The sequence below is a fragment of the Agriterribacter sp. genome, from assembly GCF_035497235.1.
Taxonomy (GTDB): domain Bacteria; phylum Bacteroidota; class Bacteroidia; order Chitinophagales; family Chitinophagaceae; genus Agriterribacter.
The window spans coordinates 1-11,121 of the sequence record NZ_DATJEB010000008.1 but is presented as its reverse complement, the minus strand read 5'-3'; the positions used below and the strand labels follow the sequence as shown (position 1 = coordinate 11,121).

Genomic DNA, 11,121 nt, shown 5'->3' with positions numbered 1-11,121 from the left:
AAATTTCAAATTATAAATTGGTTTCATGGTGAGCAAGCCCGTAACAAAGGAAGATATTCGTTTCACGGAATTATGGAGAGAACAAAGAGAAGGATCAAAAATAGGCTACTATCTCCTTTATACTTTCAGTTGGGGGTTGGTTATTATTTTTATTATCTTTTTTGTATTGATGTTTATGGGTGGCATAAGTATAATACCGATAGCGCAGGATAATAATAAAATAGTTCTGATTGTGATTATTGGATTTATACTCGGATTTATTACAGCCCTCATCGTACGGGCAAGGAATGAGAAAAGGTATCAGAAAATATTAGCAAGAGTGAGAAAAGGGTCAGTCTAAAAACCTGGACTTTACACCGGGGGGCGGAACCATACAGGATGCCCTTTTACCAAACCACCTATACCTGTTTGTTGCTATCAGCCTGTATATGGCGTTTCGTATAAATGGAGGTATGATGATACCGCCGTAGAGCAGGCTCCATGCACCTCCGAGTGTTTTAAAAGTGCGCAAAGCGGCGGTACTTTGTGTAAATAGCCGGTTGCCTTCTATCAGTACAAATGAATTGAAATGTGTAGCGGGCAGGTTGAATTGTTGCAGCAGCGCTTGTCCGGCGTGACCCTGCAGGGAGGCGAAACGAAACTGTTTTCTTTTATCATGCCTGATGATAAACTGCACACTGCTGTTGCAAAGATTGCATACGCCGTCAAAAAGTATAACAGGGTTGGCTGTATTCACCAGGCAAAGATAGCATACCCGGCAGGAAGGAGAGGAAAGGGGTAAATGCATTTCAAAATTGCTTTGCTTCTTGTGGTACTGCAACCTGAATCTTTGGCAGGGAAAATGAAAGCAGGGTACGAAAAGGCATTTAAAGTGATATTTGTCCAGTTTATTTTATAAAAAACTGGACATTTTATTATTTTTATAGCCAATTCATAAGCAATGAGGACTACTGAATACATTGCATTTTCAATAGATAGAATGCCTAAAGGGTATGTATTCACCTATTCCAACTTTGATAAGGGGGTGAACAACAAGGAAGCCATTATTAAAGCGCTGAACCGTATGGCTGCTTCGGGTAAGATAGTAAAACTGTCAAAAGGTAAGTTCTGCAAATCTGAAACGACCCCTTTCGGAAAGTTACAACCCAATCAATCCCAGATAGTAAAAGATCTATTGGAAACAGATGGTAAAGTAACCGGCTACCTTACAGGTTGCAGCATTTACAACCAATTGGGCTTAACTACACAGGTAAGCAACACTATTCAAATCGGTAAAAACGAAGTTCGTTCTGCATTTAAAAGAGAACGCTACACTATTTCATCTGTCAGACAAAAGAACACTATTACAAAAGAAAACATTCCTTTGCTGCAACTGTTGGACGCTTTCGTTATATCAAAAAAATACCCGACACAACCACAGCTTCTGCTGTCAAACGATTTTTAGCCATTGTTAAATATTTTCCTGAAAAGACATAAAAACGTTGGTGCAGTTAGCTTTGAAATATCCGCCAGCTACGAGAGCATTGTTAGGAGCTTTATTGGAAGAAACAGGAAATATTTCCGTAACTAAACCTTTGGGTAACGTATACTTTGCATACTATTTTCAAACATAAAATCGGTGAAGAAACCGTATGCAAAGGCGGAACGGCACTGCTCAAATGCTATGATTTGATACAACGTTTTTCGGAAGATATTGACCTTGTAGTGTTAAGACGTGAAGGCGAGAGCAACAACAAGCTGACTAAAGAGCTTTCAGACTTTTTAATTCAGCTACATTTGACGAAATGCTCTTGAAAGTTGCCAACGATGATGTTGCAAGTTTTAAGAATAACAACGGTTGGCTAATTTATCATCCAAATGAAGCATTGATGTTTCGGGAGTTAGAAAGAATATGGAATGAATTGCTTCCGGTTTATAAAGGCGATTTCGAGAAATTAGTATTTGCCAACTTTCCAAACGGAGAAGATATTCAGGCAACACTAAAGCAAATAAAGCAGCGCCTTTCTTCCGTTGAATGGCCAATAACCATTACATAAGCAATGAATAAAACGCCCCACCTACAAAAAATATAGTAACAAAAAATCTCCTTCCCTTCAAAAAGCAGAACTTCGCAATGACACAACCTGCGACTGACAGAGAATGTATTCATAAAACAAAGCATTGTAAGCAACAATATGAAAATTTTACAAACCGCGGAAAGGGTATCACAAAAAGATCATTCTGATAATTATGTATTCCAGCGCTCGCTGCTTGCTTACATAGAAGCAGCAAAGCTCATTTCCGGTAACGTGCTGGAAATTGGTACCGGAAGCGGTTATGGCATTGACATTATAGCTCCGCAGGCGGATGAATTTGTTACTATTGATAAATATCAGACGGGTGTTGTACACAAAGTACCTGCAGGTAAAAGCAATGTAAAATTCATGCAAATGAATGTGCCGCCTTTGCATGGTATTGCTTCCGGCAGCTTTAACTTTGTAATTACCTTCCAGGTAATAGAGCATATAGAAAGAGATGATATTTTTTTGCAGGAAATAAACCGGGTATTGAAAAGCGGCGGAAAATTAATAGTTACCACACCCAACAAAAAAATGTCGCTTACGCGCAATCCCTGGCATATCAGGGAATATACCGTGCAGGAACTGGAACAATTATTACTGACTTATTTTCAAAAAGTGGAACAACTGGGTGTTTTTGGAAACAAAGCTATTATGGATTACTACGCCCGGAATAAAGCTGCTGTTGAAAAAATAACCCGCTTTGATATTTTTGATTTGCAACACCGGATGCCGCGCCGGCTGCTTCAAATACCGTACGACATCCTGAACCGCCTGAACAGGAAAAAACTGCTGAACAGCAATAAGGAACTGGTTACCGGAATTACCCATGAAGATTATTATATACGGGCGGCAGATGATAGTTGCTTCGACCTGTTTTTTATTGCAGAAAAGAAATAAAAAACCGCTCCGGTTACCGAAACGGCTTTTTCAATTTAACATGGGTTAGGAAAATAACGGGTACTATCGTCCAAAGTATTTATTTACCGCTTCAACACGATTATTGACATGCAGCTTTTCATAAATGTGATATACGTGTTTGCGTACGGTTTCCTGTGCAATGCCGAGCCTTGTTGAAATTTCCTTATACAGCATCCCTTTGGCAAGCAGTTCAAGAATTTCGTGCTCCCGGTTGGATAAATTATCCAGCAAACCGGAAGATGTATTTTTTTCCTGGAAAGCCATTACTACTTTTCTGGCTATCTGGCTGCTCATAGGCGCTCCGCCTTCTGCCAGCTCCCGTATAGATTCGAGTAATTTTCCGGGAGCGGTTTTTTTCAGGATGTACCCGTTGGCACCGGCGGCAAGGGCCTCGAATATTTTTTCATCCTCTTCATACACGGTACACATCATAAATAATATATCGGGATGCTTCGGCTTTAACTCCCTTACGCAATCAATACCGCTCATTCCGCCTAAATTGATATCCATCAGCACTACATGAGGTTGCAGTTTGGGTATGCCGGCAATAGCACTTTCCGCGCTAATAAAAGATCCCCTGAACTGGTATCCCTCAGCCATCATAATAATCTGTTCCAATGCCTGGCGTATATCATTATTATCTTCTACTATGCAAACAGAAATCGTATCCATGTAAAATAAGTGATCTGCAAAACTAAAGTTTAATTAATGAAGTAGCTGTACCCTAAAGCGGGTACTATAGTAAAGGTACCTCTAATATAATGGAAGTTCCATCATTGTTTGAAATGGTGCAGGAGCCGCCGATAGCCGAAAGCCGTTCTTTTATATTTTGTAACCCGTTATTATAATACTGTGTAAGCAACGGATTAAAACCTATACCATTGTCGGATATAGCAATGGAAAAATACCCGCCGGTAGTGAAGTGAATATTAACTGCTGTTGCCTGTGAATGCTTTACAATATTATGCAATGCTTCTTTTACAGCAAGCAGGATATTGCGGCGTATTTTCCCGCTCACTGAAATTTCACTGATAATGTCGGGCGTTACAATGTGCAATTGAATTTGCAGCGGTTCAAAATACGCTACGATCAGGTGGCGCAGGTAAGCGATGAGATTTGGAAGGGTGTCATTTCTTGAATTTAATGTCCATATAATTTCATTCATTTTATCAATTAATATGTTGGCTGTTCCCGAAATCTTTTCAAGCTCTTTAACCGTATCATCGCTTGCACTTCTGGCCTTGGCAATTTCACTGAGTAAACGGATAGAAGTAAGTCCGGAGCCTATATCATCATGAATTTCCTGTGATATACGGTTCCTTTCTTTATCCCTGGTATCAATGATCGCCCTGTATTTTTCAAGTTCCTTCCTGTCGTTTTCGAGCTGTAGTTTTTCTACCGCTCTTATATGCTGCGCCTGCTGCATCCTTCTCCTGTAGGATAGCCCCTGCATAAAAAAGAGCATCTGGAGCAATATGCCCAGCATAAAAAACAACACAGGGATGCCCATATGCCCAAAGAAATGATCTTCATATTCTCTCCATTTGTCAATGTAAAGCGCTATGCCGGAAAGCAGGATAGCGGTAGCTGAACCTATGCCTATGTACCTTACCTCTTTGTCTTTTTTCCGGATAATTAAAATTGTGATAAGGCTGGCTGAATAGAGCAGTACGATCACTCTTATAATATCAAAAGTAATATTCCCGATATGGTTATACCGGTTAGTATGGGTAAGGGGCAGATTGATGGCTAAAAAGATAAGCTGAATGAATATAAGGATATTAAAGTGCTTATAGAGGTCCGGAAAAGTTTTTTTTAATGTAAAGAAAGAGGAGATAAAAGCAATAATAAAAATGTTGCCCATGAGTTGCAGCACCTGGTATCTCAGATCGTAAAAAAAATAATACAGATCCCCGAACATAAAAAGATTGAGCAACCGGAGTAAAAAGTAAACTACAAAAGCAAACATCGCCAGCGCATAATACAGGTATTCCTTTTTAAGAGTTTGTAAAAAAATGGTGAACGTGTAAACCAGCATGCTAAACATAATGCCGAGCAGGGCTATGGTAATATAAGTATATAGCCTGCTGGGGCGGAGAAAATGATCGAAAGTAAAAGCCGTTTGCTCCTGCGGCAGTAATATTACCGGGTCAAAGAGATGCCAGTTATAAAAACCAATATCCGCCTGGATATAAAAATCTTTATATGTTCCGTTTTCTACAACAAAAAAGGCATAGGGAACATTATTGAATACAGTATACGAAAAAGAATCAAATTGATTGTTCAGCACTTTCATTGCGGCGGCGCTGCTGTCATATACATACATGGTATATTGCTGGGCCTTGCCGGCATATAACCAAAATGTATCCTGTAAACTGCTGTTGGTAACCGATAGTTTTATAAAGTAGCGGGCATCAAGCCGCGTTTTATCAAAAGGGAATTTTTGGCCCGGGTAATGAAAGGTAGCGTGTGCGGCATCATCAATGGTTGCTTTTTTGCTGTAATCAATGAAATAAGACAGCCGCTTTAATACGGTATCGTATTCCCTGAGCTTTCCAAGATCAATAAAGTTAGTAGTTTGTGCTACAACGGCGCTCCAGCACAACAGGGAGGCAACGGTTATAAAAAACCTTTTTAGCAACAAGCGGATGAATTTAATAATAATTAGCGGCGTTGTAAATTAAATGAATTATTTCATATTATTCACACTTCAGGCCGGAATATAAAGTATGCATTTCTCCGCAAAAAACGCTTCTTTAAATAGCTCCGATATTTCCCACTTAAAAGGCTTAAGCTTACTTTCCTTTATTTCCTGTGTAAGATCCCCGCCTTTCATACAGATCAGCCCATTTTTAAATGCCTCCATTTTCTGCTCACGGTTTAACAGCGGTTTGCTCCACTGCCAGAGCTCTTTTAACGGGGCTACGGCACGGCTCACTGCAAAGTCAAACTGCCTGCTTTTGATCTCTTCGGCACGTATATGCTGCGTAGTTACATTTTTTAATTGTAATGCATTCACTACCTCGTTTACTACTTTTAGTTTTTTTCCAATAGAATCTACCAGGTGAAACCGGGCTTCAGGAAAAAAAATGGCAAGTGGTATGCCCGGAAAGCCTCCGCCCGTTCCAATATCAATAACTTCAATGCCATTGCTGAATTTAAAGATAGCCGCAATGGCAAGCGAATGCAATACATGCTTTTCATAGAGCGAATCAATATCCCTGCGGGAAATAACATTGATCTTCTCATTCCATTCCGTGTATACCCGGCCAAGTTCGGAGAACTGGTTTATTTGCTGGTTGGAAAAATCGGCGAAATACCGGGTGATTACTTCCAGTTTACCCGTGGCTTCTTCCATAATGCAGGAGTAAAAATGAGGTAATAAAAAAACATAAAGATATCAAAGGCCCAGAACCATTTCCAGAGGTCTTTTTCATCTAATTTTTCCATAGCGTTGCGCCAAATGATGCCCTGTACTATAAAGCGCAGTAAAAATACGCCCACTGCCAGTTCCCAGCGAAAGAACAGGATAGCGGCTATAAATGCCGGGTAAAATAAAAAATGCGTGAGTGCATATAGTCCCAGTAAAAACCGGTGCCTGGTTTTATACAGCCGGGCAGTAGTAAAATGTCTTTGTTTTTGTTTTCGCCAGTCATTCCACGTTTTTTTAGGCTCAGAAAGTGTAAATGCTGCTTTATCTGTTACCACTTTTGTATTTCTGGCATTGGCTGTGGCGTTAATGAACAGGTCATCATCGCCGCCGGGTAAATGGTTATGCGCTGAAAAGCCTTTATTGCGGAAGAATATATTTTTTTTATAGGCGAGGTTTCTGCCGGTTCCCATATAGGGCAATCCTGCCAGGGCGTAGGAAAGATATTGCAGGCCGGTATGAAAAGTTTCAAAACGGATGATCTTATTCAGGAGTCCTTTCCTTTTATAATAGGCACCATAGCCTAATACGATTTCGGTTTCCTGTTCAAAAGGGGAAATCATTTTATGCATCCAGAACTCACTTGCCGGAACACAGTCGGCATCGGTTAACAGCACCACATCATATTTTGCCGTTTTAATACCCATTGACAACGGGAATTTTTTACCCGGAATAAATTGTGCTTCCTGCTTCAGTTCAATAATATGCAATTGGGCGAAGTCTTTCTGTAAAGCTTCCAGCAGGTATTTGGATTCGTCTAAGGAGTTATCGTTTACTAAAATGAGTTCGTGTATACCGGTAAATTCCTGCACTAATAAACCGGGAAGATTTTTAGCTAAATTTGCGGCTTCATCGCGGGCGCAAACAATAACGGAAACAGGTTGCTGATGGTATGATATGGAGGAATCATCGCGATGAAAAGCAAGCCTTCTGAAAAAATATAGGTAATAAATGATCTGGATGAAAGTAATGCAGCAAAACGCTCCAAAAACTATTATAGGCCAGTCAGGTCTTTCCATCATGGCGGCGAAGGTAAGAATATAGAAGGATTTGTTATTGCGGATTTATTGTAATGTGAAAATATGTTGAAAAATTATGGCTGCATTGACATTTGAATTACAGCAAAAAGACGCGTTATCCGCGGCAAGAACAGGTAATATCATTACCGATCATGGCAGCATACCCACGCCCATATTTATGCCCGTGGGCACGGGAGGAAGCGTAAAAGCGCTCACCCAAAGCCAGTTGAACGAGGAAGTAAAAGCAAAGATCATTTTGGGTAACACCTATCATTTGTACCTGCGGCCGGGAATAGAAGTGCTGGAGGAGGCGGGAGGCTTACACCGGTTTATGAACTGGCAGCAACCTGTTTTAACAGACAGCGGGGGCTACCAGGTTTTTTCGCTGGCAGGCACGCGTAAAATAAATGAAGAAGGGGTAATGTTCCAAAGTCATATAGATGGCAGTAAACATCTGTTTTCGCCCGAAAAAGTAATAGATATACAGCGGAGTATTGGCGCTGATATTATTATGGCTTTTGATGAATGCCCGCCCTATCCCAGCAATTACACCTATGCGCAGCAATCTATGGAACTTACCCACCGGTGGTTAAGCAGGTGCTTTCAGCGTATAGGGGAAACAGATAGCCGGTATGGGTACTCCCAAAATCTCTTTCCTATTGTACAGGGGGGTACCTATGCTGATCTCAGGGAAGCGTCCTGCGCCTATATCAGTTCAAAAAATGCGGTGGGTAATGCCATTGGCGGCTTAAGTGTTGGAGAGCCTGAAAACATGATGTACGATTTATGCGGCTTGTGCTGCGCTAACCTGCCGGCAAACAAACCCCGCTACCTGATGGGCGTGGGTACTCCGTGGAATATATTAGAATGTATAGCCCTGGGGGTAGATATGTTTGATTGCGTAATGCCTACCCGCAACGGGCGTAATGCCATGTTGTTTACATCCAAAGGCATCATTAATATTGATAACAAAAAATGGGAGAAGGACTATTCACCTATTGATGATGGTATTGCATGCGAAACCAGTAATTATTACAGCAAAGCCTACCTGCGGCATCTTATCAAATCAAAAGAAATACTGGGACTAACCATTGCCAGTATACATAATCTCGCTTTTTACCTTCATGTGGTTACAGAGGCCCGCAAACATATTGAAGCGGGTGATTTTACAAGCTGGATGAAAAGCAGTATTGAGCAATTTAAGGTGAGGAGATGAGAGGAGAGAAGTGGGAAGAAGTTGCAGGGTACAGGACACAGGGTACAGGTGCAAATGTGGCGGTAGGCACGCAACGAAGGAGCGTCAGACCGCAGGCAAGAAGGAGTATTCAGCCTATTGTTAGCAGCTACTCACCTGAATCTGAAAGCTGATTGCTGAAAGCCCTTAATTCCGCTTCTGCTCAAACAGCCAGGGCAGCAATGTAGGTTCGGCAAAAGCCTTTATCCAGCTATCATGTTTAACACCCGGGTATTCCGTGTATTTTACTTTAGCTCCCGCATCTTTCAAAGCATTAACCATAATCCGGGAATTGGCTACAGGCACTGCATCATCGTCTGTGCCATGAAATACCCATACGGGAAAATGCTTTCCATACAATTTTGCGCTGGCCGGATTACCGCCCCCGCAAATAGGAACCGCAGCGGCAAACAGCGCGGGTTTGCGCCATAGTATTTCAAATGTTCCAAATCCGCCCATCGAAAGTCCGCCAATATAAACCCGTTTAGGATCAACAATACCGCTGCTTAATAAAGTATCAATAAAACTCATTACTAATTGAAGCGGCCGGGTAGGGGGGGTATTCATAGGAGACTGGTATATGCCTGATGAATCAGCGGGTTTGCTTTTTGCCCGCACGCTCCACGATGAATCGGTGGCGCACTGGGGAAAGACAACTATTGCGGGAAATTTTTCCCTGTTGGCCGAATCAAGAAAAAGGTCGCCGCCCCATTTTAATTGCGCTTCATTATCATTCCCTCTTTCGCCGGAGCCATGTAAAAAAATTATTAAAGGGTATTTTTTTCCCGCCGAAAAATGAAGCGGGGAAAGTATCCGGCAGGGAAGGGTATCGTTGCCCTGTAAAAAAAGCTGCCGTTCAAACAAATCCGGGTCAGGCGCCTGTGCGTTTACTAAGCAGGGCATTATTATAAACAGCAGGCAGGCAGGGAAAAGTTTGAAACTATTGTGAATATTTTTCATAACAGAAAGATACAAAGTTCTTATTAGAGTTTTAGTTTACTTTTGCCCTTTACTGGCGCTTTAATGTTCACCTGAGCCGCATGCATGAAAAAAATAGACTGGTACATATTTAAAGATTTTATTTTCACTTTTATTTATTGCATCCTGCTCTTTACAGCTATTTCGGTGGTGGTGGATATCAGCGAAAAAACCGATGATTTCGCCAAAGCCAATCTTTCCGCCAAATATGTGATGACGCATTATTATGTGGGTTTTGTGCCCTTTATCGTTTCCTTTTTGTTTCCACTTTTTACTTTTATTGCGGTTATATTTTTTACATCCCGCCTGGCCAACCGTTCAGAAATTATAGCCATTTTGGCCAGCGGCACCAGTTTTAACCGTTTGTTAAAGCCCTATATTCTGGGAGGCATTTTACTTGCAACCCTGCTTTGGTTTGGCAATCGCACGCTTGTTCCCAAAGCCAACGAGGTACGTACTGCATTTGAACTGCAATACATAAAATCGCCCGGGCAGTACAGCAGTAATAATAATATATACATGCGTATTGATTCGGTTTCGTATTGTGGTATCCGTTACTATGATACTGCTGCGAAAAGTGGCAGTGGGTTTTTTATGGACAGGTTAAACGGAGTAAAGGTTGCATATAACCTCAGAGCCAGCACGATTGCCTGGGATGCAGATCAAAAGAAATGGAAACTAACGGGCGTAATAGAAAGAAAAATTAATGAGCTGGGTGAAGATGTTAAGCAGGATACTGTGCAAAGAATGGATTTTAATTTTACCCCCGATGATTTAAAGCGTGATGAGTATGTAAAAAGCCGGCTTACTACCCGTGAGCTCCGGCATATGGTAGATATGGAAAAACTGAGGGGGTCAGAAGGTACGAATGACCTGGAAGTAGAACTATACCGGAGAGACGCTACGCCTGTAACTGTTATCATACTTACTTTAATAGGCGCTATACTGGCTTCCCGCAGAATAAGAGGAGGTAGCGGCATCCACCTTGCCGCAGGTTTTGCGATAGCTGCTTTATTTATACTGCTCGACCGGTTTTCCACTATTTTCAGCGTTAAAGGAAGCCTTCCGCCCATTGTTGCCGCATGGCTGCCCAATGTATTGTTTGGCATGCTTACCTGGTATCTTTATCGCAAAGCGCCCAAATAAATTATTTGAAACACCGGATTTTTGTCTGGTTATACCCGTGTTTTAGCTAACTTTAGCGCTCTTGCTGCCCTGCTTATTATGCAATTGGGAAATATTCAAAAACACTTTATATATGGCAACAATAAAAGAAAGGTTTAAAGGGAAAGCTGATGAGTTATCCGCAGAGATCAAAGACATTCTTAAGGAACATGGCAATAAAAAAATAGGAGAGGTGATGCTTTCCCAGATTTACCAGGGCATGAGGGGAGTAACAGGGCTGGTAAGCGAAACTTCTTTACTTGACGCCCGGGAGGGCATCCGTTTCAGGGGTTTTTCCATTCCGGAATTGCAGAAAAA

Annotated in this window: 14 protein-coding genes and 1 pseudogene; 9 read left to right on the top strand and 6 right to left on the bottom strand. The window is 41.5% G+C overall.

The features are described from left to right. Nucleotides 1-25 precede the first annotated feature (25 nt). On the top strand, nucleotides 26-340 hold the full coding sequence (locus VL121_RS02205; protein WP_325401698.1) for a hypothetical protein: 315 nt from the start codon (nucleotides 26-28) through the stop codon (nucleotides 338-340). Here VL121_RS02205 and VL121_RS02200 read toward each other — a convergent pair. Beyond that, a complete protein-coding gene (locus VL121_RS02200; protein ID WP_325401696.1) occupies nucleotides 332-787 on the bottom strand; it encodes a thiol-disulfide oxidoreductase DCC family protein in 456 nt (151 codons plus the stop codon). The genes VL121_RS02205 and VL121_RS02200 overlap by 9 nt on opposite strands. Nucleotides 788-940: 153 nt before the next feature. On the opposite strand from VL121_RS02200, the gene VL121_RS02195 reads away from it, so the two are divergent. From VL121_RS02195 to VL121_RS02185, 4 genes are all read left to right on the top strand, one after another. Continuing rightward, on the top strand, nucleotides 941-1,444 hold the full coding sequence (locus tag VL121_RS02195; RefSeq protein WP_325401694.1) for a DUF6088 family protein: 504 nt from the start codon (nucleotides 941-943) through the stop codon (nucleotides 1,442-1,444). A 146-nt stretch (nucleotides 1,445-1,590) separates the two neighbouring features. Next, complete coding sequence (locus tag VL121_RS21630; protein ID WP_414635395.1) at nucleotides 1,591-1,794, top strand: nucleotidyl transferase AbiEii/AbiGii toxin family protein; 204 nt, start codon at nucleotides 1,591-1,593, stop codon at nucleotides 1,792-1,794. Further along, a complete protein-coding gene (locus tag VL121_RS02190; protein ID WP_325401692.1) occupies nucleotides 1,785-2,036 on the top strand; it encodes a hypothetical protein in 252 nt (83 codons plus the stop codon). Before VL121_RS21630 ends, VL121_RS02190 begins: the two co-directional genes overlap by 10 nt. Before the next feature lie 138 nt (nucleotides 2,037-2,174). Further along, on the top strand, nucleotides 2,175-2,957 hold the full coding sequence (locus VL121_RS02185; RefSeq protein WP_325401690.1) for a class I SAM-dependent methyltransferase: 783 nt from the start codon (nucleotides 2,175-2,177) through the stop codon (nucleotides 2,955-2,957). A 63-nt stretch (nucleotides 2,958-3,020) separates the two neighbouring features. On the opposite strand, the gene VL121_RS02180 is transcribed toward VL121_RS02185, so the two are convergent. From VL121_RS02180 to VL121_RS02165, 4 genes are all read right to left on the bottom strand, one after another. Beyond that, a complete protein-coding gene (locus VL121_RS02180) occupies nucleotides 3,021-3,650 on the bottom strand; it encodes a response regulator transcription factor (RefSeq protein ID WP_325401688.1) in 630 nt (209 codons plus the stop codon). A 64-nt stretch (nucleotides 3,651-3,714) separates the two neighbouring features. After that, nucleotides 3,715-5,622: a sensor histidine kinase gene (locus VL121_RS02175; RefSeq protein ID WP_325401686.1), complete on the bottom strand. Its 1,908-nt coding sequence runs from the start codon at nucleotides 5,620-5,622 to the stop codon at nucleotides 3,715-3,717. A 66-nt stretch (nucleotides 5,623-5,688) separates the two neighbouring features. Further along, a complete protein-coding gene (gene rsmG, locus VL121_RS02170) occupies nucleotides 5,689-6,336 on the bottom strand; it encodes a 16S rRNA (guanine(527)-N(7))-methyltransferase RsmG (RefSeq protein ID WP_325401684.1) in 648 nt (215 codons plus the stop codon). After that, nucleotides 6,306-7,430 (bottom strand): glycosyltransferase, encoded by a 1,125-nt coding sequence (locus VL121_RS02165; protein ID WP_325401682.1) that lies wholly within the window; start codon nucleotides 7,428-7,430, stop codon nucleotides 6,306-6,308. The genes rsmG and VL121_RS02165 overlap by 31 nt, the downstream gene beginning before the upstream one ends. Before the next feature lie 73 nt (nucleotides 7,431-7,503). Between VL121_RS02165 and tgt the strand changes: the two genes are divergently transcribed. Continuing rightward, nucleotides 7,504-8,643, top strand: coding sequence for a tRNA guanosine(34) transglycosylase Tgt (tgt, locus tag VL121_RS02160; RefSeq protein ID WP_325401680.1), 1,140 nt, complete (start codon nucleotides 7,504-7,506; stop codon nucleotides 8,641-8,643). Further along, nucleotides 8,640-8,795 (top strand): hypothetical protein, encoded by a 156-nt coding sequence (locus VL121_RS02155; RefSeq protein WP_325401678.1) that lies wholly within the window; start codon nucleotides 8,640-8,642, stop codon nucleotides 8,793-8,795. Before tgt ends, VL121_RS02155 begins: the two co-directional genes overlap by 4 nt. A gap of 13 nt (nucleotides 8,796-8,808) precedes the next feature. Here the strand turns inward: VL121_RS02155 and VL121_RS02150 are convergent, their stop codons facing one another. Continuing rightward, nucleotides 8,809-9,621, bottom strand: a complete 813-nt coding sequence (locus tag VL121_RS02150) for a carboxylesterase family protein (protein ID WP_325401676.1) — start codon at nucleotides 9,619-9,621, stop codon at nucleotides 8,809-8,811. A gap of 84 nt (nucleotides 9,622-9,705) precedes the next feature. Between VL121_RS02150 and VL121_RS02145 the strand changes: the two genes are divergently transcribed. Further along, a complete protein-coding gene (locus tag VL121_RS02145) occupies nucleotides 9,706-10,785 on the top strand; it encodes an LptF/LptG family permease (protein WP_325401674.1) in 1,080 nt (359 codons plus the stop codon). 112 nt (nucleotides 10,786-10,897) lie between these two features. Then, nucleotides 10,898-11,121: pseudogene (locus VL121_RS02140) on the top strand (citrate (Si)-synthase); the annotation flags it as partial.